This is a genomic window from Plantibacter sp. Leaf314 (genome assembly GCF_001423185.1).
GTDB lineage: Bacteria > Actinomycetota > Actinomycetes > Actinomycetales > Microbacteriaceae > Plantibacter.
Genome location: NZ_LMOB01000001.1, coordinates 1,944,770 through 1,966,765, shown reverse-complemented (window position 1 = coordinate 1,966,765; position 21,996 = coordinate 1,944,770). Strand labels below are relative to the sequence as shown.

17 protein-coding genes are annotated in these 21,996 nt (G+C 67.1%); 9 read left to right on the top strand and 8 right to left on the bottom strand.

Annotated features, from left to right (window positions below; translation table 11 throughout):
- Positions 1 to 78 precede the first annotated feature (78 nt).
- The 5 genes from ASF68_RS09260 (at position 79) to ASF68_RS09240 (ending at position 4,865) form a co-directional block, all read left to right on the top strand.
- Positions 79 to 828: an ABC transporter ATP-binding protein gene (locus tag ASF68_RS09260; protein WP_056009524.1), complete on the top strand. Its 750-nt coding sequence runs from the start codon at positions 79 to 81 to the stop codon at positions 826 to 828.
- Positions 828 to 1,652 carry a hypothetical protein gene (locus tag ASF68_RS09255; RefSeq protein ID WP_056009523.1) on the top strand — a complete coding sequence of 275 codons (825 nt, stop codon included), beginning with the start codon at positions 828 to 830 and terminating at the stop codon, positions 1,650 to 1,652. Before ASF68_RS09260 ends, ASF68_RS09255 begins: the two co-directional genes overlap by 1 nt.
- 14 nt (positions 1,653 to 1,666) lie before the next feature.
- Positions 1,667 to 2,881: a serine hydrolase gene (locus ASF68_RS09250; RefSeq protein ID WP_056009521.1), complete on the top strand. Its 1,215-nt coding sequence runs from the start codon at positions 1,667 to 1,669 to the stop codon at positions 2,879 to 2,881.
- Positions 2,882 to 2,949: 68 nt separating this feature from the next.
- A complete protein-coding gene (locus ASF68_RS09245) occupies positions 2,950 to 4,206 on the top strand; it encodes a sensor histidine kinase (RefSeq protein ID WP_162239351.1) in 1,257 nt (418 codons plus the stop codon).
- Positions 4,203 to 4,865 carry a response regulator transcription factor gene (locus ASF68_RS09240; RefSeq protein WP_056009518.1) on the top strand — a complete coding sequence of 221 codons (663 nt, stop codon included), beginning with the start codon at positions 4,203 to 4,205 and terminating at the stop codon, positions 4,863 to 4,865. The genes ASF68_RS09245 and ASF68_RS09240 overlap by 4 nt, the downstream gene beginning before the upstream one ends.
- 716 nt (positions 4,866 to 5,581) lie before the next feature.
- On the opposite strand, the gene ASF68_RS09235 is transcribed toward ASF68_RS09240, so the two are convergent.
- Entirely contained in the window at positions 5,582 to 6,937 is a 1,356-nt protein-coding gene (locus ASF68_RS09235; RefSeq protein WP_056009517.1) for an SMODS domain-containing nucleotidyltransferase, read from the bottom strand.
- Positions 6,934 to 8,130 carry an SAVED domain-containing protein gene (locus tag ASF68_RS09230; protein WP_162239350.1) on the bottom strand — a complete coding sequence of 399 codons (1,197 nt, stop codon included), beginning with the start codon at positions 8,128 to 8,130 and terminating at the stop codon, positions 6,934 to 6,936. The genes ASF68_RS09235 and ASF68_RS09230 overlap by 4 nt, the downstream gene beginning before the upstream one ends.
- Positions 8,131 to 8,616: 486 nt before the next feature.
- On the opposite strand from ASF68_RS09230, the gene ASF68_RS18750 reads away from it, so the two are divergent.
- Positions 8,617 to 10,614 carry an ATP-dependent endonuclease gene (locus tag ASF68_RS18750; RefSeq protein ID WP_157580281.1) on the top strand — a complete coding sequence of 666 codons (1,998 nt, stop codon included), beginning with the start codon at positions 8,617 to 8,619 and terminating at the stop codon, positions 10,612 to 10,614.
- A 615-nt stretch (positions 10,615 to 11,229) separates the two neighbouring features.
- Here ASF68_RS18750 and ASF68_RS09220 read toward each other — a convergent pair.
- The 4 genes from ASF68_RS09220 to ASF68_RS09210 form a co-directional block, all read right to left on the bottom strand.
- Positions 11,230 to 12,816 carry a hypothetical protein gene (locus ASF68_RS09220; protein WP_235526773.1) on the bottom strand — a complete coding sequence of 529 codons (1,587 nt, stop codon included), beginning with the start codon at positions 12,814 to 12,816 and terminating at the stop codon, positions 11,230 to 11,232.
- Between the two features lie 230 nt (positions 12,817 to 13,046).
- Positions 13,047 to 13,673 carry a recombinase family protein gene (locus ASF68_RS09215; RefSeq protein ID WP_056009511.1) on the bottom strand — a complete coding sequence of 209 codons (627 nt, stop codon included), beginning with the start codon at positions 13,671 to 13,673 and terminating at the stop codon, positions 13,047 to 13,049.
- Between the two features lie 217 nt (positions 13,674 to 13,890).
- On the bottom strand, positions 13,891 to 14,334 hold the full coding sequence (locus tag ASF68_RS18745) for a hypothetical protein (RefSeq protein WP_157580279.1): 444 nt from the start codon (positions 14,332 to 14,334) through the stop codon (positions 13,891 to 13,893).
- 37 nt (positions 14,335 to 14,371) lie between these two features.
- Positions 14,372 to 15,100 carry a potassium channel family protein gene (locus ASF68_RS09210; protein ID WP_056009509.1) on the bottom strand — a complete coding sequence of 243 codons (729 nt, stop codon included), beginning with the start codon at positions 15,098 to 15,100 and terminating at the stop codon, positions 14,372 to 14,374.
- A gap of 160 nt (positions 15,101 to 15,260) precedes the next feature.
- Between ASF68_RS09210 and ASF68_RS09205 the strand changes: the two genes are divergently transcribed.
- From ASF68_RS09205 to ASF68_RS09195, 3 genes are read left to right on the top strand one after another with little or no spacing between them, the layout of a single operon-like run.
- Positions 15,261 to 16,304 carry an ABC transporter substrate-binding protein gene (locus ASF68_RS09205; RefSeq protein ID WP_056009507.1) on the top strand — a complete coding sequence of 348 codons (1,044 nt, stop codon included), beginning with the start codon at positions 15,261 to 15,263 and terminating at the stop codon, positions 16,302 to 16,304.
- Positions 16,305 to 16,315: 11 nt separating this feature from the next.
- Entirely contained in the window at positions 16,316 to 17,392 is a 1,077-nt protein-coding gene (locus ASF68_RS09200; RefSeq protein WP_056009505.1) for an iron ABC transporter permease, read from the top strand.
- Positions 17,389 to 18,174, top strand: a complete 786-nt coding sequence (locus ASF68_RS09195) for an ABC transporter ATP-binding protein (RefSeq protein WP_056009503.1) — start codon at positions 17,389 to 17,391, stop codon at positions 18,172 to 18,174. The genes ASF68_RS09200 and ASF68_RS09195 overlap by 4 nt, the downstream gene beginning before the upstream one ends.
- Here ASF68_RS09195 and ASF68_RS09190 read toward each other — a convergent pair.
- Both ASF68_RS09190 and ASF68_RS09185 read right to left on the bottom strand, forming a co-directional pair.
- Positions 18,140 to 19,024 carry a PhzF family phenazine biosynthesis protein gene (locus tag ASF68_RS09190; RefSeq protein ID WP_056009501.1) on the bottom strand — a complete coding sequence of 295 codons (885 nt, stop codon included), beginning with the start codon at positions 19,022 to 19,024 and terminating at the stop codon, positions 18,140 to 18,142. The genes ASF68_RS09195 and ASF68_RS09190 overlap by 35 nt on opposite strands.
- A gap of 37 nt (positions 19,025 to 19,061) precedes the next feature.
- Positions 19,062 to 21,953: a hypothetical protein gene (locus ASF68_RS09185; RefSeq protein WP_056009499.1), complete on the bottom strand. Its 2,892-nt coding sequence runs from the start codon at positions 21,951 to 21,953 to the stop codon at positions 19,062 to 19,064.
- Positions 21,954 to 21,996 lie beyond the last annotated feature (43 nt).

Here is a 21,996-nt window from a genome sequence, read left to right as displayed (position 1 = left end):
GACGACTGTCCATTCGGCCAGGCGTGGACTGGACGTCGGGCGGGGGTGCCGGAAGCTGCCAGCGCGGAGGCTGAAGACATGACCACGACACACCCCCATTCGATCGAGGCGCACGGGCTCCGGAAGTCCTTCCACGGCAGCCCCCGCGTCGATGACGTCTCCTTCACCGTCGACCCTGGCCGGGTCGTCGGACTCCTCGGCCCGAACGGTGCCGGGAAGACCACCACCATCCGCCTGCTGCTCGGCCTCGCCCGCGCCGATGCCGGAGAGGCCCGCATCCTCGGCCGACCGTACCGCGAGCTGGACCAGCCGGCACGCGCCGTCGGAGCCGTGCTCGACGCCGGTGGGCTCCACCCGGCCCGCACCGGGCGGCAGCACCTCCGCATCGCCGCAGCGCGTATCGGAGCCGACGCCGCCCGGATCGACGCGGTCCTCACCGAGGTGGGGATGAGCCGCGACGCCGACCGCCCCGCCGGCGGGTACTCGCTCGGCATGCGCCAGCGCATCGCGATCGCCGCAGCACTCCTCGGCGAGCCGGCCGTGCTCATCCTCGACGAGCCCTCGAACGGCCTCGATCCGGCCGGCATGCAGTGGCTGCGACTCCGGCTGCGCGCGTTCGCCGACGCGGGTGGAACGGTGCTGCTCTCGTCGCACCTGCTCTCCGACGTGCAGGACATCGCGGACGACGTGGTCGTCATCGCCGACGGGCGCGTCCTGGCCCAGTCGTCGATGGACGAGATCCTCGCCGCATCGGAAGGCGACCTCGAGGCCTACTACCTCCAGGTCACCGGAACCGCCCAGCTCGCCGGGAACGGGGAGGTGCGCTGATGTTCCGCGCCGAACTCCTCGGGCTCGTCACCACGACCGCCACGAAGGTCACCGCCCTGGTGGCCGTCGTCGGACTGATCGTCACCCAGCTCGCCTTCGTCACCCTCATGCCCGCCCTCGCCGACGGCGACATCGGGCCGGGGCTCGACGCCCTCGGCAGCGACTTCCCCGTCCTGGACCTTGCGTCCCGCGCCGTCCAACTCGACGCGCTCAACCCCCTCGGTGCGTCGATGGGCAATGGTTCCATCGGCGTCGCGCTCCTCGCGATCACCCTGTTCGGCGTCCTCGCCGGTACGAGCGACGACCGCTACGGCGGCATCGTCGGCGCAGTCCTCGCCTCGCCGAAGCGGTTCCGCATCGTCGCCGCGAAGGCGGGAGCGGTCGCCCTCATCGGTGCCGCACTCGGTGTCGTCCTCGGCCTCGTCAGCCTCGTGACGTTGCTGATCACCCTCGCCACCTCGGGGACGCCGTTCGTCCTGGGGTTCGCTGACCTCGCAGCACGGTTCGGACTCGGCATCCTCGCGGTCACCGCCCTGGCCGTCATCGGTCTCGCGGTCGGACTCATCGTCCGCACGCAGCTCGCCGGCGTCCTGACGATGATCGCGATCCTCATCCTCGAACCGGTCGTCGTCTCCATGATCCAGCTCATCACCGGCGGGGTGCTGCCGGTCTGGACCCAATTCCTGCCCGTCGCCCTGGCGCAGGGCGTCATCCACGGCGGCGCGGCCGGGCTCGGACCGTCCGTCGTCATCATCGCCCTCGTCACCCTCACCGCCGCGCTGACCGCGGCCGCATCCGCTGCGCTCTCGCGCCGCGACATCTGAAAGGACCCACCCACATGAACGACCAGAACCAGAACCAGACGCAGACCCCGAACCGTCACCGCACCCTCATCGCCGTCTCGGCCGCAGCCGCGCTCCTCGCCGGGACCGTCTCCCTCAGCGCCTGCACCAGTGCCACGGAGCAGACCGCCGGTACGGGCTCCGAGTCGGGCGCGCTGCAGGACCGGATGCAGTCGCTCGTCGATGCCGGCTACCCCGCGGCGCTCGCCTCGGTGATCGGACCGGACGGCACGTCGATCGACGTCGCGGCCGGTATCGGCGACCTCGCGACCGACGAGCCCGCCCAGGTCGACGGCGAGGTGCGGATCGCGAGCAACACGAAGATGTTCGTCTCGACCGTCGTCCTCCAGCTCGTCGAGGAGGGCAAGGTCGCGCTCGACGCCCCGATCGACACGTACCTCCCGGGGCTCATCACCGGCGACGGCGTCGACGGCACCCGCATCACCGTCCGGCAGCTGCTCCAGCACACGGCGGGGCTCCCCGAGTACGCCGACCAGATCGCGGCCGATGCGTTCGCCGCACAGGAGCGTTACACCTCGCCCCGCGACATGCTCGACATCGCCCTCGCGAAGCCGGCCGTGTTCGCGCCGGGGGAGCGGTGGGCGTACAGCAACACGAACTACCTCGTGCTGGGGCTCATGATCGAGCACGTCACCGATCGGGCGCTCGGCCAGCAGATCGACGAGCGCATCGTCAAGCCGCTCGACCTCGAGCACACCTACTTCCCGGCGCCGGGCGAGCGTGAGCTGCGCGGGGAGCACCCCAAGGGGTATCACGCGAAGACCGCCGGCGAGCTCGTGGACTTCGCCGCCCTCGACACCTCGTTCGCCTGGTCCGCCGGTGCACTCGTCTCGACGCCGCACGAGCTCAACGTCTTCATGAAGGCGCTGCTCGACGGGGAACTCCTGAACGCGGAGACCCTGGCCGAGATGCAGACCACGGTTCCGGCGGGCGACGAGCTGTGGCCGGGAGCGGGCTACGGGCTCGGCCTCCAGAGCTACCCGCTGAGCTGCGGTGGCGTGGCCTGGGGTCACGGCGGCGACATCCCCGGAACCCAGACGCGCAACGCGGTCGGTCCCGACGGCACGGCCGTCACCATCGCCGTCACCTCGTTGCCGTGGGCGGTCGTCTCGCCCGACGACAACGAGCGACTGATGGAGCAGTACCGGATCGTCGTCGACGCCCTCGACGCGAGCCTCTGCGAGCGATGACCGTCTCCCACCGGCAGTCGAGCGTCGACCCCCTCCGGGGTCGGCGCTCGGCGTGGTTGACTCGACCCATGACCTCGTCCGCTCGGCCCGCACCTGTCGCGGCCCGGCTGCGCGCGGCGCTCCCGCCGGTCCTGGTCCTCGCCGGTGCGGTGGTGTACCTCGGGGTCGTCCCGTGGGTCGACGAGCTGCACGCCGTGCCCGGACAGGTGTCGCCGTGGGCGCACGCGGCGCTGGTCGTGCTCCAGGCCGTCGCCCTGCTCTTCCGGCGTCGGCACCCCGTCGCGGTGTTCGGCGCGGCGGTCCTGCTCGACCTCGTGATCCTCGGGTCCAGTGGTGGCGAACTCGGGATCGGCTCGTTCGGCGTGATCCTCGCCACCTATGCGCTCGCCCGTCACGAGGAGCGTCGGACGGTGACGACCGCGCTGGTGACAGGCGCGGTGGCCACGACGGTCGTCGGCGGCATCGCCATGGCCTTCGGGTCGTCCGAGCAGCCGCTCCTCCTCGTCTTCGCAGCCGTCGCGCGCATCGTGTTGCAGTACGTGCTCCCGGCCGGCGTCGCCGAGTACACCAGGGGTCGCGAGCGGTTGCTGTCGGCGATCGAGGACCAGGCGCGCATGGCTGAGAACGAGCGCCGGATCAGTGCCCTGAACGACCTCCGCTCGGAACGCACCGCCCTCGCTCGAGAACTGCACGACATCGCCGGGCACCACCTGTCGGGGATCATCGTCAGTGCCCAGGCGGCGACCGCGCTGATGGAGCGCGACCCGGAACGTGCTCGAGCGATGCTCCAGACGGTGCAGTCCGACGCCCGCACCACCCTCGTCGACCTGCGGCGGACGGTCGGCCTGCTGCGCAGCGACGACGCGGACTCCGAGGGCGGGGGCGACGGATCGACCCTCGGGCCGGCGACCATCCCGACGATCGCGGCGATCCCGGAGCTCGTCGAGGCGGCGCGGTCACGGGGGCAGCACGTCGCGTACACCGTGACCGGTGAGCCTCGCGTGCTGGGTCCGCTCGCGGAGACGGCCGCGTACCGGACCGTTCAGGAGTCGCTGGCGAACGCCGCCCGGCATGCTCCCGGAGCCACTGCTCACGTCCTGGTGCGGTTCGAGGCGGACGCGATCGAGCTCACCGTGACGAACGCCCCATCGTCGCAGCGGCCTGCGTCGCCGTCCCGTGACGGGTACGGCCTGTGGGGCATGCGCGAGCGGGCCGAGCTCATCGGGGCGCGACTGACCTCGGCGCCGACGGACGACGGCGGGTGGCGCAACCGCCTGACCATCCCCGACGAACAGCGTCCCGACCAGCCCCGGAGTGACACATGATCCGCCTCCTCATCGCCGACGACCAGGCCGTCGTCCGTGCCGGCCTCTCGGTGATCCTCGGTGCCGAGCCCGACATCGAGGTCGTCGGTGAGGCGATCGACGGCGCCGACGCGGTGCGGTTGGCGAGGGAGCTGCGTCCGGACCTGATCTGCATGGACATCCGGATGCCGGGCACGGACGGGATCGCGGCGACCCGCACGATCACGGCCGACCCGGAGCTCGACGCCGACGTCCTCATCCTCACGACGTTCGACGTCGACGCGGACGTGTTCGCCGCGCTCGAAGCCGGGGCGGCGGGCTTCCTGCTGAAGGGTGCGGACGAGGCGACCTTGCTCGCGGCGATCCGGTCCATCGCAGCGGGGGAGGGCACGCTCGATCAACGCTTGACCCGACGCATCCTCCGCGAGTTCTCGGAGCGCCGCAGCACGACCGTGCCGGTTGCGACGTCTCCGGCCGAGTCACCGCTCACCGACCGCGAGTTCGACGTGCTCCACCTGCTGGCGGAGGGCCTGTCCAACGCGGAGATCGCCGACCGGCTCTTCGTCGAACCCACCACGGTGAAGTACCACCTGGCCGGTCTGCTGCAGAAGACCGGCGCGCGCGACCGGTTGCAGGCCGTGCTGTGGGGCATCCGCGCGGGGCTCGTCGACCCGCGGTGAGGGGTGGGTGCCGGCGGCGCTCCGGTCTCCTGATGCATCGACGCGGGGGGGATGGGCAGTGACCGTTCGAAGATGGCGAAGGCGGGGCGAGGGTCGGCGTCCATACCTGTACTTCGCACCCCCAACCCGAGCGCTCGTCCGCATCTGACGCGCGTCGCTCCAGCGGGCGGAATCACGAGGATGGCGAACTTCATTGACGCTGGGCAGAGAGCGGCAAGGGCGAAATTTTGTATATTTTCGGATAATTTCTGGTCTGCTCTGAGCAGCCGCTCTTGTTCCCATGAATTCGCCGCGCATAGCTAGGCGCCCCACCGCGCGGGAGGGTCGTTTCGGTAGTCAGTTCCTCGTCCGACCTTAACGGTGTCGGTGCCACGTTCTACTTTTCGAGCGAGGCCAGTTGCTGCTCGAGACGCGGACACCTGTTCCACCCGGTGCAGCCTCAGGAGGGGTCACACCGACCCACCGTCAATGACGGGTCGGATCGCCAGACTTAGGGTTACGGGCGGACCGTCCAACCAGTTCGGATGAGTGCCTCGAGGGGAAAAGTTCTGGCGCCGACCGCGACTGCGTCGCCTGCGAATCGTGTCGAGACCAGCGTGTGCTGCGATGCAAGTCGCAGAAGCGTGTGCTCTTGGATGGCTTCATCGATGCGCTCCGAGTAGTTGTCAATGAGCGCCAGTTCAGTGCGCAACACGTGCCACAGGCGCTGCCTCGGGTCACCGCGACATGATGATGACGTCCTGCGTGGCGGTGGCGACGGCGACTCCGTCCTTCACGATCCACGCCTGCACCCAGTGAGCGCCAGGGAAGTCGCTGGTCTCACTGATGAGCTCGCCGCGCTTGAGGATCTCGCCACGGAAGGCCTTCTTGCTGGCAGCCTCAGGTCCGGCATTGCGCACCTTCCAGTACACGTCGTAGGGGCCGTCCACCGTGCAGTCCGTGATCTGGAACTCGAGGGCCCGGCCGATGGGGACAAGGTTTCCATTCGTCGCCAGTGGACGGAAACGACCCCGGCCCCTCTTTGTCGGCGACATCTTCCCGACGATTCGGAACGTCGACGTGGGATCCTGCCGCTCCGGGAAGCCGTACTGCTCGGTCAGCGATTTCTCTCCAGGAACCATCTGATGCTCGTACGTGGGCAGAGTGGCTGTGGCGGCCGAGGCGGACAGGGCGAGAGACGATGTCGTGCTCGCACTGAACGAGACCCCGAACAGCTTCTGCCACTTCTCGACGCTGTCGGATGCTTCAGCGTCGAGGGCTTCGCGAGCGAGCCGCGCCCACCTCCTCAGCTGGCTCTTGAGGTTGTCGAACCCTGTCTGGGTGAGACGGTCCGCGAGGTTCTGGCCGATGCGGTCATCCACCCACGGCGGGGCGGCGTGCGTGTCGAGGTAGTCGCGGAGGTCTTCAAGAAGGGCAGTAAAGGTCGTCGCGACGTTGCCGTAATCATCGACTCCTGCGAAGCTCTTCACCCGCTCGGCCAGCAGTGCACCAAGCACAACGGAGGGGCAGTCGATAGAACTGCGGTCGCGAAGCCACTTTGCAAGGCGAATGACGCGAATGAGATGGCCGTTGGTCGTGCTGTTCTGCTCCTTGAGCCAGCGGGTGAACTCCGTCGGATCCTGAAGCAGGTACTCGTTCTTCGTGCGGTGAGTGATGTACGTCTTGCCGTCGGCGCGCTCCACGAACGGTACGACGTCGATGTGGAAACTGTTCGCGAACTGGATCGTCACGCATCGCTTGCCGAGAACGGTCTTGTCGGCGTAGCGCGGCACCGCATCGAGCGCTTTCTTGAGTTCGACGGTGTACTTCTTCGGTTCCCAGTCCACCTGCTCGACCATCGGCAGGAGGACGTCGGCGTCGAAGTCGTTGCCGGAGAGCGGCTTGATGATGGTGCCGTGAGCGAACGAGCCCTGCGGGATGAGGCTTCCGTCGAGCTTGTCCTCGAGCAGCGCGCTCTCCTCCAGCGCCGTGTCCAGTGAGGACGTTCGGGTGTGGAGGAGGTCGAGACGAGTCTGGTTGAGGTTGACGTAGTCGCGGAGGAAGAGGTTGAACTCCTTGATGCGCGGGGTCATTCGCCGACCTCCATCGCCGCCTCGTATGCCTCGGTTCGAAGCTGGTAGACGACGATGTTCGGCTGCGCCGCGCGCATCCGATGCCGGCCCATCGTGATGGCCGCCGGCGCGGGTACGGCGGCGACCAGGTGCAGGACGCGCACAATCGGAAGCTCGCTTTCGATGCGCGCGAGTGCGTCCCTCCATGCGAGCGCGAACAACTCCAGGGCCGCGCGGCTGCCCAGCAGGTCCGGACGCGGCGGCTGGCCCCTCGGCGTGATGGTGACCCTGGGGAGATTCCTCAGGCCATCGGGAAGACGCTCTTCTCTCACAGGTGCGCTCAGCTCGACGAGAATTGCGGCCTCGTTCGAGTCGCCGGCACACATGACGGTGTCGAATGCGGGGACGTTACCGTCTCCATGACTCCATGCCCAGGCGGTCACCTCATCGGTGCGCTTCCGAGCGAAGAGCCGCGTCTCCGTCTTGTCGTCGAGCTTGGAGCCCAGGTAGACGAGCGACGGGATGGGGGCGAGAGCGAAAACGCTGAGCGACTCGACGTCGCCGGCGGTCACCGCCTCCGCGATGCGAGCCGCGAACCGGTCGATCTCCGAGCGATGGGCGTCCCACGCCCATCCGTCGTTGTCATTCCCGGGGAGGTGGATGGTGAACGCCCCATTGCGTGTGTCTTCCCCCATGCCCGTGTAGCCGTCGTGACGTAGCGCTTCCGCAACCTGCGGGAGCGATATCGGTGCTCTTGTCCCGCGGACGTCGGCGCTCACCGTCACGACGGATGTCGGCCGCAGCGTTGCGAAGTCGGTGACTTGCCGCACCCGCTTCTCATGGAGCAGCTTCTTGGCGGTCAGGAATTGAACCGTGTACTGGTCGCGGTAGGCCTTGTCGTCGATCCTCTTGTGGCACGAGTAGCAGAGGAGCATCAGATTCTCTTCGTCCGCGCGCTCATCGGCGGCCAGCGCAGAATCGCCTCGAGGGGACTCCTTGCCCGATCCTGCTCCAACGATGTGTGCGATCTGCCCGTGGGGGATCGCGTGCCAGGACCAATCGGCGGCGTCCAAGAGATAGGTTGCACAGAGTACGCACCGTCCCGCCGCTTTGGCCCAAAGGCGCAGCCGTGTGCTCTCCGGTACATCCTTCCGAAGCACTGCGGTGTCGCGTTCCGTGACCTCGATGGGCTTCTTCGTCAACTGTGTCGTCATGGTGCGCCGCTCCCCCGTGCGGACCGAAGCAGCTGACGTGTCGCCTTTTATGGGAAGAGCGAGTGCACTGTCATCCTGGCTGCGCATTCGACGGCTGCTCTCCACCCCGGATCTCGAGATGGCCCTGCTTCGGGGATCTAACAGTACATACGGGTACCGACATTCGATAGCACCACACGAGTGGATGGCTGCACAGTTGTGATTCGAGCCGAGCCTGCCTCTGCATTAGGCGAGAACCCGGCAGCCCGCTAGCAGGTCGGTCACCGGGCGCTACCGTCGCCAGCTTCGAGTCGCCGTCGCGCCATTGCCGGGATGCCCGTATACCCTGCCCGACTTAGTTACCCGCAAGGGTGCTGCTGGGAGCGAGAGCGGCGCGATCGCTTAGAATCGCCAGATTTGTCAATCCGGCCAATCGCTAGCGGTGGTACTTCCCACCGCATCCGCCAGCAGTCGGAGAATCGATAGAACAGAGTGCTACGCGGCGGCATGCCGACAATCGCTAAGCCGATCGAAGGAAAGGCCTTGAGTGGAATCTATCGCCATAGGTTCCGCCGAGCTCCGAGCGGGACTCTACGGATAACCGAGGAGTTCGCACCCGAACGGGGTGTGTCGGCTGCCGCGCTGGTGCTCGTAGACTCGGGAGTATTGTCGTCGGATGGGGGGAGTAACGTGCGGTTGCGGAGTGTTTCTGTTGCGGGGTTCCGATCGATCCGGGAGCTTTCCGAGCTTGAGCTCGGATCTCCGACCGTGCTCGCTGGACACAACGATGCGGGCAAGTCTGCAATCATCCACGCGATTCTGTTCCTCCTCGACGGCTATACACTCACTGAATCGGATCGCACCTACTTGAGCATCGCCGACGAGACGTTCAGATCTGCGTCAGACGGTGGTATCGAACGCGTTCCGGAAACCTGGGTCGCAGGCGAGTTCATGCTCGATAAGGATGAGGCGACCACATTCGGTGCTTCGTCATTGCAGGTTCGTCGCATAGTTCGAGCCGAAGCGAAAGCAGTGCTAGAGGTGCAGTGTTCAGTACCGACCGACACGCGACTGCGTGATTTGGAGACGCTCGGAGTAGCTCAGCTCGAGGACCGGTTGAAGACGCTCGACCTGGACACATCAAAGGGCAAAAAAGCGGAACTTCTCGAAAGGTTGGAAGCTGCCGCTGCTGCCGCGCCACAGACTACGGAATGGGTGAACGCGACTCCTGCCCTCGGTAAAGCGTTGCCAGCAGGGCGTCGTTTCGACGCAACTAGCGCAGTCGACGCCGAGGTGGCGATTAAAGACACTCTGACGACCGCCTATCGGCAACACCTCGAATCCGACGACCTTAGAGGCAACGTCCGCACAATCGAAGCAGACCTCGAGACACGCCTGGTCGAAGACGCAGACACAATCCGGCAGCACATCATGGAGAAGGTCCGAGACATCGGGGACGTGCAGATCAGGCCGACGGTCAGTTTCACCAGCGCCAACGGCCTGAAGTCGACCGACATCACCGTCACCAATCAAGCCGGCGAGGACATCAACTTGCAGCTCTCCGGTGCCGGGCGGGCGCGGCGTGTTGCGTTGGCGATCTGGGAGTACAACGCGACGCTCCTCGCCGAGTCTGGGGACGACGTGGTGCTGCTGTATGACGAGCCTGACACTCACCTCGACTACGGGCACCAGCGCGAATTGATGGCCCTCATTCACGAACAAACCAAGAACGAGAAGGTGACCGTCGTCATCGCCTCCCACTCTATGAATCTGATCGACGGCACCGACATCAGCGACGTCGTGCACGTCCGACATGAAGACCACCGGACGGTGATCGAACGCCTCGCCGATGATTCTGCAGTTGGGTCGCATCTCGGGGCGATAGCTGCGAGCGTGGGGCTTCGCAATACGGTCCTCCTCCACGAGCGACTGTTCGTCGGAGTAGAGGGCGCCTCCGAGGCGCGGGCGCTCCCAGTCCTATTCAAGCTCGCCACCGGTCGCCACCTCGAGTCCTGCGGTATCGCGATCTGGCCATGCAGTAACAATGAAGGAGCCCGGTACTTCGCTGAATTTCTCCACAGCCACGATCGCAACGTCGTGTTCCTCGTGGACGAGGACTCTCGGACCAACGCGAAGCACGTGTTCAGTCCGAATAAGCTCCGCCGCGCCGGACTCGACCCGGAGAGGCAGTGCTTCTATCTCGGTGATCCGGCCGAGATTGAGGAAATCTTCTCGGACGAACAGTGGGCTGCAGCGGCAAACGACTCTTGGCCACGTGCTGACGCGCCCACTCGCACGTGGATGGCCGATGACTTCAACGCACACCGAGTAGGCAAGTTCAGCCAGGACATCCTGCAGATGGTTCGCACTGGTACTGACGAGGCGACCGCGCCTTCAGGGAAGCCAGACATGCTCGTCGGCTTGGCACTGAGCCTGAAAACATCGGACGACGTCCCGCTGGACTTGCGGGATAAGTTCGACGCGCTCGTCAGCCTCGCGAAGTAGCCCGCCTAGCCCGCATCCGTGCCAGACGCTGCTGCGACGTCGGCTCAATGAAGAAGTGGTTTCCGACCGACCGGGTGAAGTACAAACCATGGCTGCCTCGCTCTCGGCCACACCAGCGGCAACCGCTCGGAACCGGAGGCGAAGCGTGACGGACGCGAACGAATCCCGTTCTCATGATCACTCCTCTTGTACGTCAGAACTGCACCGACGGTGTCGATCACACCACCGACCACCGACATCGCGCAAGAGTTATCTGACGTCCCGCTCGTGTCGAAACCATTCGGCGGTCGCGGAAACGTGAACGGACGTCATGACCGCATCGGAGCTGAAACGTTGCAGGCCCCGCAGGGCCCCAGGTCGCCACGAAATCATGTCTGATGAAGGCACTAGAGAATCCCGGTGCGCGACCTACGTGGAACGGTCGCTGATTTCACCCGAGCGTGATGAGGCCGGCATCATTCTTGTGACGGGTGCTGGCTCCTAGCCTCCGGAGGTCGAACACTCGAACGAATGTTGTTGCGTGCCGTCAGTTCGCCGACCCCACCCCATGCTCGCTGACGCATTCGCCTGCATCTTCGCTTTGGCCATGTGCAAGCGCCGACTACCGAACTGGCGTCAGTTGGTTGATTTGTTCGGGACAAGATAGTGCGGACCGACGAGTCCGATATGAACCTTCTTCGTGGGCCCACCGGTATCGTCGTGGAAGTACACTCTGGGTGCCAAACTTCCCCCACCTTCCGAGATCTTCAGATGGGCGAGCATCTTTAGCTCGCCGGATCCATGGACGGCACGATCAATCTTGAAAATGCGTGCGCGCTTCAATTTGTCACTGTTCTGAACGGACTCGCTCTCAGTCATAGACAGCTTTTTGGTTGTCGCCGGCCAGCCGAGCAGTGGCCCCGACGCGCACCACTCCCAGAATCCACCCTTGTCCCAACCGCCAGCACGGTCCTCAGCGTACGCGGCCAGAGCGCGGAGTCCACGCCAGGTCTTGTTTCCCCAGTTGTAGGCTTCCGGGGCGCTGTCCACGTCCTCAAGCTCGCGGATTGCCGAGTCAGGCAGAGTAAGCCACTCAGACAAGTAGGCCTGAGCTGCCATCGCCGCTTCGGACGTGTACTGGACGGAGTCTGGAATCGAGGTCAACTCTTCATGCTCGGTTCCCCAGAGCAAATCGGCGTGGCCTCCGTCAATGAGGGCGGCCTTTAGGCGCGCTAGGTGACCATTGGCACTGGAGAGTTCGCGCTCGAGCGCACTCTGCTCGTCCCTGGCAACTTCGAGGTCAAATTCCCACCGTTCCTGCGCGCTGAGCAGCTCGCTCTCAGGCACCATCCCGTCCGGTGTGCCCGACGGTACCTCCGACTGATGTCCGAAGATCCGGAACACCTCGGGTACACGACGTCTAGCTGACAGCTGTGCGACGGAGTAGACGATGCGATCGATGGTCTGCTGCTTGGCCGACTCCACTCGGGACCTAACGTAGTAGCGGTGTCGCCAACCTTCCGACTCCTTGGTCACCGAGCCGGGGGCGTAGATACGTACACCTCCATCCCAAATTGCGAGAGAGCCGAACTCGCTCTTGAACGCTGCTGCGGCGCTGTCACTGATGGTTACCACGGTTGCGATACCTTCGGCTCGTGCGGCGATCTTCGCTGCGAGAAGCAGCCACGTATCGTCCTTCGAATGGGCCGGTTCGGCGCAAACGATGACCGGAAGCGTGCGATCTTGGTTCGCAAGCAAATCCGTGAGGATCCCAATCCCGTTCTCTGGAACCGAGAGGTGCTCCTGCAAAATGCGACTCGCTCCCAGGTGGGGTCTTTTCGATGCGTCCAGCAATTCATGAACGATCCGGGGTCTGCCAACCGACACCCTCAGGGCGAGATCGTCGGATGACATGCTCAGCTCGACAGATGTATGAACGCTGCTGCCATCTCGAACAACTCGAACGGTCGTTATCCACTCCGTGGGGTCGGTCGGAATATGGTCGGTCGCTGTCAATTCGAATGAGTCGTCGGCGAAGGATCTTAGAAAAACCGACCGCTGTCTCCCCTGAGAGACCTCGTACGAGCTTTGCCCCTCCGGGATTTCTGCTGGTGAAGTCCGCTCCTGGGTCCAGGCTGCAACACGGAGCTTGAGCCGACTAACGCCAGTTCCCCGATCTGATTCGATTTGGTCTGACCATAGGGACCGATAGATAACGCTCATGATGTCGATTCTTCCCTGCGGCTCTCAAAAAAGCACGTCATCTGCGAAAGCAGCATTCCTGTTTGCGGCGCCGGCCTGTCGTGGTCGCGCGAAAGGGTGTGGCCATCGCTTTGGTAGGCGATATTCAGCACAGGACGGTGGTGCCATGAGCGCGAGCGAGGACTGCAGGATTCGGTACCTTCCGAGCGGCCCCAGCCGGTAGGGCGTCCTGCGTGCGTCGGATGCTAGAACTAGTCGCGGAAACCCGAGCCACTCGAAGCCTCAGCAGAGTGAGCAGTTTCGTTTCTGAAGCCGACCTGATGTCTGTAGAGCGTCGCTCGGCTCCAGCCCACGAGAGAGGCCGCCTCTGCGGCGGTCCGGCCGCGGCTGCGGGCTTCGGCAACGATCGCGAGTTTCTCGGCGATCACATCAGGGTTCACCGGCGGGCGTCCGAATCGGGTGCCCGATTCGCGCGCCGCGGCGATGCCCGCGTTCACGCGCTCGACGATCAGCTCGCGCTCATACTCGGCCAGCGTGGCGAGCATATGGAGCATCAGTCGGCCCGTCGACGTCGCGGGGTCGATTCCATCGGAGAGTGATCGTACGTGGACGCCGCGGCCGCGCAGGAGCTCGACGGTGTTGAGGACGTCGATGAGAGATCGGCCTAGGCGGTCGATGCGCCAAACAATCACGGTGTCGCCTGCTTCGGCGTACTCGAGCAGTTTCGTCATGCCCGGACGCTCGATTGCGGTCTTGCTGCCAGAGGTCACGTCCGCGAACACGTCACGTTTCTGGACGCCGGCATCGATGAGCGCGTCGAGCTGCAGCTGCGCGCCCTGGCCGGCCGTGCTGACTCTGGTGTACCCGATCTGCCTCATGGCGTCAGCCTGTCTCAGAAATCGGTGCGAGTCTCGATGAGACACACCAAGAGTTGAGACAAGTTTTTGAGACAAGTGACCACCGCTGAGATCTGTAGCTTTCTGCACTTGAGCTCGCCGCAGTCATCGACGCCCCGTGTGTCTTGTAAACCTGTTGCTTTTTCCGACACGTCTCAGATGTGCCCGATGACTCACGCCATTGGGCAGGGTGCCGGTATCAGTCTTCTGAGAAAACGGATTGCCCATGAATCGAGGCCCAGACCGTCCCAAGGAGCGGGCCGCCGGGATGAACGCCGTGCTCGTACAAGCTAGTGAGTTGGCGTCGACGAGCGAGCGAGGCGTTGCGTTGCTCGAGGTACCGGTCGATCGAGTTTCGACTGAACGAACCGATGGGGGCTTGGTCTTTGAGCTCGGGCCGTGCGTTCGGGTTCGTGGCAGCGATCTCGTGGAGACCTGCGCGTGTGTATAACTCGTCGAGCACCCATGCGGGAGCGGTGTAGTTGTGGGCCACACCTGACGCAACCATGAAGTCATCGTCCGCGGTGAGGATGGCGAAGATCTCTTCGGGGAGATTCTCGCGGGATGTCAGGTTCCAGCGGACGCTGGGGTCTGGCTCGCGCGCTTGGCGGCGCCACTCTTCACGTTGCTCTGGGCTCTTCATGCTGCGCGCTCTCAGAAGGAATGTAGTGGGTCTGCAATTACTTCGATGATGCGTCGTCCGGAAGCGTCTCGCTCACTGTCCCTTCGATGAGCTGCCGAAGCGACGCGATCTCGGTCGTGAGTGCTTCGATGTGCGCACTGGTGATCGCTTCGGATGCGGCCTCCTTCTGCTCGACGCGCTCGACGATCCATGAGGCGAGGGTGGCAGTGACGACACCGATGAGGGCGATCCCGCCGATCATGACTCCGACGGCAACCAACTGTCCGGTGTACGTCACGGGAAAATAGTCGCCGTAGCCGACGGTGGTGATGGTCACGAATGCCCACCAGAGGGCTTGGCCGAGTGTCTGGATCGAGCCGTCACCGCCGCGTTCGGCATCAAGGACCGCAAGACCTGCGACGTACACCAGGAGGGTGGACGCGCCCGCGGCATAGATGATGACCCGTCCTCGGAAGGCGGCGCCGGCGGTCCGGTTCAGTATCGCCAGGAGCGTGACGAGCCGGAGCAGGCGCAACGGCCGGAGCATCGGGAGGACGACGATCGCGAGGTCGAGAAGGTGTGTGGAGAACCATCGCCATCGTGGTCTCGCGAGCACCAGATTGACCGCGTAGTCGGCCACGAAGACCACCCACGTCGCCGCAATGATGACCTCGGCGACGCTTCCGCCGGGTTCGGCGATCACCTCGTACGAGTACGCCGCGAGGAAGACGACCGCAGCGATCACGAGAGGCCATTCAGTGAGCTTCTGCCAACGTGCCTGGGTCATGCCGCGAGCGTATCTGGAGGAGCGGTCAGTGCTGGGCATCAGCCCGGGGGTCGTCGACCCGCTCAGTCGGGTGCTCGGAGGACCGTACAGGGCCGATTCGCCCCCACCAGTCAGGTAAGGCTATCCTTCCTAGGTCCCCGCCCTGAACGAAGGAGTCGACGTGCACCAGCGCGCCGCCAGCAGTCTCGCCCTCGCAGCCGTCCTCGCCCTCGGACTCTCCGCCTGTGGCGCCTCCGAAGCCGTCGAACCGGCGTCGACCGCCGCCGCAGGGCAGGGCGCGACCGAGTACCCGCTCACGCTCGACAACTGCGGAACCGAGGTCACCATCGACGCCGCACCACAGCGGGTCGTCTCCCTCGACCAGAACTCGACCGAGATCCTGCTCTCCCTCGGCCTCGAGGACCGCATCGTCGGCACCGCCTCCTGGACGGACCCCGTCCTCGACACCCTCGCCGCCGCCAACGCCGACGTCCCACGCCTGGCCGACAACGCCCCCACCTACGAGGTCGTCCTCGGAGCCGACCCGGACTTCGTCACCGCCTCCTTCGGCCGCCACTTCAACGAGGGCGGCGTCGCCCCACGCGACCGCTTCGCCGAGACCGGTGTCCCCAGCTACCTTTCGCCCACCGACTGCGACAACGGCACGAGCATCAACGGCGGCGGCACTCGTACGACGCCGCTCACCATCGACGCGCTGTACCAGGAGATCACCGAGATGGGCGAGGTCTTCGACGTGTCCGACCGCGCAGCAACACTCGTCGCCGATCTGCAGGCCAGGGCCGCGAAGGCGACCGAGGGTGTCGACTTCGACGGCACGACCGTCGCGTTCTGGTTCGCCGACACGAAGACGCCCTACGTCGGCGGCGGACTCGGCTCGGCCGCGCTCCTCGCCTCGACCACGGGCCTCGAGAACGTCTTCACCGAAGCCACCGACGACTGGCCGGCGACCACCTGGGAGGACCTCGTCGACCGCGACCCGAAGGTGCTCGTCCTCGGCGACCTGCAACGCGACCGGTTCCCCGGCGACCGCCTCGCCGACAAGATCGCGTTCCTCGAGTCCGACCCACTCACGAAGACCATCGACGCGGTCCGCAACCAGCGGTACATCGCCCTCCACGGTGCCGAGTTGAACCCGTCCATCCGCTTCGTCGACGGCCTCGAGAAGATCAAGGCGTGGTGGGTCGAGCACGAGGACGAGCTCTGAACCCCCACACGGTGACGAATCCGGATACAGCGACCCGCGTCGACACCGCCCGGCGGCCTGCACCCCGAGCCCGCCGGGCGGTGATCGCCGCGGTCCTCGTCCTCGCCGGCGTGCTGCTGCTGCTCATCTCGGTGGGGGCGGCCATCACCCTCGGCCCGGCCGACATCCTGCTCGTCAACGTGCGCGACATCGTCACGAACCACCTCGGCGTCACCGACATCCCGGTGAAACTGTCGAAGGACGCGATCGTGTGGGAGGAGCGCCTGCCCAGGGCGTTCGTCGCCGCCGCGTGCGGAGCCGGACTCGGGCTCTGCGGCGTCATCATGCAGTCGCTGCTCCGGAACCCCCTCGCCGACCCGTTCATCCTCGGCATCTCCTCCGGTGCATCGACCGGCGCGGTCGCCATCGGGATCCTCGGACTCGGCGGGGTGTCGATCGGGCTCTCGGGTGGCGCGTTCATCGGAGCCCTCGTCGCGTTCGGACTCGTGCTCCTGCTGGCCCGGCTGTCGGGCGGCGGCACCGATCGGGTCGTGCTCGCCGGAGTGGCCAGCACCCAGCTGTTCTCGGCGCTGACGTCGCTCGTCATCTTCGCGTTCGCCGACTCCGACGAGACCCGCGGCGTGATGTTCTGGCTGCTCGGCTCACTCGAGGGCGTGCGCTGGGACGACGTGATCCTGTGCGCGATCGTCGTCGTCGCCGGCTCCCTGCTGTGCCTGCGGTACGCCCACGCGCTCGACGCCTTCGCATTCGGTGAAGACGTCGCCGCGTCCCTCGGCATCCACGTGGGGCGGACGCGGGCGGTCCTCCTCATCGCCACCGCCCTCATGACGGCGACCCTGGTGAGCGTCGCCGGGGCGATCGGCTTCGTCGGCCTCGTCCTCCCGCACGCCGCCCGCCTGCTCGTCGGACCGCGGCACGGTCGGCTCATCCCGGCGACCGCGATCATCGGCGCCATCTTCATGGTGTGGGTTGACGCCGGCTCGCGGGTCGCGTTCTCGCCGACACCGCTGCCGGTGGGCGTGGGGACGGCACTCGTCGGGGTGCCCGTGTTCATCGCGCTGCTTGCGCGGAGGAGGAAGCGGGGATGACGCTGCACGCGGAGAACGTGACCTGGAACCGCGGCGGTGCGCTCGTCGTCGACGGCGTCACCCTGCACCCCGAACCGGGACAGACCGTCGGTCTCCTCGGCCCGAACGGCTCGGGAAAGTCGTCCCTCCTGCGGGTGCTCCACGGCCTCGTGAAGCCGACCGCCGGACTCGTGACGCTCGACGGCGTCGACCTCGCCTCGGTCGGGCGGCGGCGCATCGCGCGTTCGGTGGCCTCGGTGACCCAGCACGCCGAGACCGACGTCGACATCACCGTGCGCGACATCGCCCGGCTCGGACGGATCCCGCACCGCTCGGGACTCGGCGGCGAGACCGCGGCCGACGACGTCGCCGTGGAGCGTGCGCTCGCGCATGTCGGGCTGCTCGACCAGGCCGGGCGCCTCTGGCACACCCTCTCCGGCGGCGAGCGTCAACGCGCGCAGATCGCACGGGCCCTCGCCCAGGAACCACGCGAGCTGCTCCTCGACGAGCCGACGAACCACCTCGACATCCGACACCAGCTGGAGCTCCTCGACCTCGTCTGCGCGCTCCCGCTGACCACCGTGATCGCCATCCACGACCTCAACCTGGCCGCGATGTACTGCGACAGCGTGGTCGTGCTGCGGGGCGGTCGGGTGGTCGCCGCCGGCGCACCGAGCGAGGTGCTCACGGCGGACCTCATCGCCGACGTCTACGGCGTCGCGGCCGAGGTGACGCTGGACGCCGAGCGCGGCTACCCGGTGGTCACGTTCACCCGATCGGGCTCGCCGTCCCCGAGACGGTGATGCCGCCGGTCGCCGGCACGTCGACCGTCAGCAGACTGGGCGCGCCGACATGGTGGCCCTGCCGGACGAGGATCCGAGCCGGAGGGGTGAGGAGACCGAGCGCACGCAGGTAGCCGCCGAGGGAAGCAGCCGCGGAACCGGTGGCCGGATCCTCGGTGATGTCCCCGACGGGGAAGAGGTTTCGGGCCTCCACGTGCAGGATGCCGCGGTCGTCGAAGCCGTGGCTGTGCACGACCGTCGCGGTGCCGGCCCACCCCTGCTGGTCCATCAGCCCGCGCAGCGCGGCCGGGTCGAAGGTGAAGCCGTCGAAGACGTCCTGCTCGCGGACCGCGACGACCGGGTGCCGATTCCCGGCGAACGACTCGCGGAGCGGCCACCGCTCGTCGAGGTCCGACCGCTCGAGCCCGAGGATCGACAGCAGCCGGTCGGCTACCTCCGGGTCGAGATCACGCACGGTCGGCTCCACGCTCGTGAAGGACGCGGTGATCGAGCGGGTCTCGGGGTCGTTCGTCGTCTCGACGACGAGGGGTCCGACGTTCGTCTCGAGCGTGAACCGACCGACACCTCGGCGTTCGGCGAGCACGACGGCCGTCGCGATGGTGGCGTGGCCACAGAACGGCACTTCAGCACCGGGGGAGAAGTAGCGCAGCCGTACGTGGCGGTCGTCGCCGTCGACACCTGTGTCGACGACGAACGCCGTCTCGGGGTACGCGACCTCGGTGGCGATCTCCTGCATCTCGGCGTCCGACAGCTGTGAGGCGTCGAGGACGATTCCGGCAGGATTCCCACCACCCGGTTCGGCGGCGAAGGCCGTGAGGCGCAGGATCTCGGGAGGTGCGGTGGTCGACATCCGACGATGCTATTCCGCGGCCTGCGACGCTCGTCGGTTAGGCGCGCTTCCCTCCCCGCAGGGCGAGGAAGTACCAGGCGAGGATCGCCACGACGTCGGCGACGAGGGCGCCGAGCAGGAGGCCGCCGAAGGGGTCGTCACCGTCGATGGCGTCCAGCTCACGGATGCCGAGCACCATCGCGGCGACGAGCGCCGCCGGGGTCAGCCACCGCACCGCGTCACGGAGCAGCCCCGGCTCCCGCACCCGACCACGCCCTCGGACGGTACCGATCGCGCCGATCGCGCAGCCGAGGATCGAGACACCGGCGAAGAGGAGGGTGAGGAGCCCGGGTGCCAGCGTCGCCGTCCGGGCCCAGGCCGCAGCGCCGGCGTCGGTACCGGCGACCGTGCCGGCGGGGAGGTCGAGGGCCACGCCGAGGTCGTCGTAGCGGGCGTCGAGCGGCCACCTGCCGTCGTCAGGCGCGAGGTCGAGCGTTGCCGTCTCCTGCCCGGATCCGTCCTCGGCCGCCGCGGGTCGCCAGGCCGCGGCCTCGGGCGGGGTCCAGCCGGCGCTGACGGCATCGTCGAGGAACGCGTCGTCGGCGGTGAAGCTGAACCGGAACGGTTCCGGCGGGTCGTCCTCGTCGAACCCGGTACTGCTCGACCAGCCGTCGAGGAGGGCGACCCAGTGGATCCGGTCGACGTCGCGGCCGTCGATGGACGCAGCGACCGCGGGCCTCGTGGCGGTCGTCCGGATGACGACGTCGTGCAGACCGGTGAGCACCTCGCCGAACGTCGTGCGGAGCAGCAGTCGTCCGTCCTCCCGTTCCGTCGTGAAGGGTGCATCCTCGCCGTCGATCGTGACGGAGTCCACCGCGAGCCCCAGGTCCTGCCCGTCGACGACGGCGGGCCACTCGCGGACCACCTGTCCGGGCACCGCACCCTCGTCGGAGAAGTCGACGCCGAGCCGTTCGGTCGTGCGCAGCCGGGCGCCGTCGCGGTCGGTCTGCTCCAGGACCGCGTCGAACTCGGCCGAGGCGAGCCGCGTGAGGGTCGATCCGGCGAGGTCACCGGTGTACGAACGGGGTGTCTCGGACTCCGTCGAGGGGGCGGGGAGGATGTTCACCGCGACGATCGCACCGGCCACGAGGAGCAGGGCGAGCACGCGGACGGCGATGCGCGGCGCGGTGAGGAAGCCGGTCGCCGATCCGTCGGCACGCGAGGCGCGAGCGGCCGCGGCCGCCGGCATCGTGATCTCCGGGGCGATGAGTGCGGCCACCCGTCGGCCGGTCGCGCGGGGCGGCGCGCCGAGCACGGCGTAGGGCAGGAGCCGGTCGCGGAGGCTGGTGCGGTCGAGCAGCTGCGTCCGCTCCGCGAACACCCGGATGCCGAGCAGGTGCTGCTTCACGAGCGCACCCTTGCGGGTCAACGGCCGGGCGGTCAGCGCGATCGCGAGGACGATGACGGCGAAGACGGTCGAGAGCGCGACGAACGCGAGCGGCCACCACACCACCGCGAGCACGGTCTGATGCGACAGCTGCCGGACGATGCCCCACTGGAGGAGGGTCAGCGCGATCGGTGCGGCGATGAACCAGTCGCGGACGAAGCCCTTCGGCACCCGCCGCAGGCCCTCGCGCACCTGGCCGGCGCGTTCCGGCCCGGTGAGGTATCGCCGCAGGGCGCGGGGGCGATCGCCCAGACGACCGGCCCGCTTGGCGGCACCCGCCGCCGCGATGAGGCGCGCCTGTCGCTTGGCCTGCTGCTTGGTTCCACTGATCGCCGCGTCTTTCAGGCGTTCGGCGAGTTCCATCGTCGCGGGCGACCGGAGGAGGTGTGCGGCGGTGTGCGGCGAGATGCCGGCAGGCGGTTCCGACTGGGCGACGTACCACGGGCGTCCGCGGGCGTCGCCCCACGCGACGGCCCGGGCGGCGAACGACAGGAGGAGCGTCGCGGCGAGGACGAGCATCGGGAGGACCGGCCCGAAGGTCTGCAGCCAGAAGATCCACGACTGCGGGGGCATCTTGATCGAGCCCGCCTCGAACGGCATCGTGAACCGCGCCTGCGAGTGGGGCGGGGCCGTGTCGTCGACCGTGAAGCTGTAGGCGACCTCGCCCGGTGGCGCGTCGGGCTCGGGGGTGAGCCACTGCCCGGCACCCACGAGGGTCCAGGCGAAGGAGCCCCGCGGCTGCCGGACGAGCCGGTCGTCGAGCTCCTGCGGGATGGTCACCCGCACGTCGAGTTTCGCGACGGCCTGCTGCAGGTCGGGTCCGAAGACGTCCCACCGGAGCAGGTCGACGGGCTGCCCGGTGGCGGTGTCCTGGGTGACGTAGGCGAGGTCGGAGAGCCGGTACCGGATGACGAGGTCGTGATCTCCCGTGAGCCGCTCGCCGGGTTCGACCACGAGTCGCAGGAAGACCGCCGCCCGCTCCCGGGTGACGTCCTGCTGCACGCCGTCGAGGGTCACCGTGATGCCGGACGGGTCGAGGGCGTGCCCCTCGTACTCGGTGGCGAGCACCCGTTCGATGGTGGAGTCCTCGAGGTCCTTCGGGAAGAAGGCGTCGATGCGTTCCTCGACGTCGGTGACGAGCCGACCGTCCTCGTCGGTGGTGACGTGGTAGTCGGCGGAGAAGGAGCGGGCGATCCAGCTGTCCGTGACGTCGGACGCCTCGTCGGTGAGGTCGTCGAGGGTCAGGGGCGGGTTGATGACCGGGCCGACGAGGAGCAGGATCCCGCCGATCGCGACGAGCCCCCAGAGCTGCCACAGCACGCCCCGCAGTCGGGAGCCGCCGCGGGACTGCAGCCAGCGTTCGACGCGCAGCAGCCAGGCGGACAGGACGGTCCACAGTGGCGTGTGCTTCGGGGCCGGGTCCGCGATGCGGGTGTCGGTGCCGTCAGGTGCGTCGGTGCTCTCAGGTGTGCCGGGCTCGCCCGTTCCGTCCGATCCGATCACGTCGTCGAGTGTAATCGGGTGCCGCGGAGCGGGCGCGCACCCG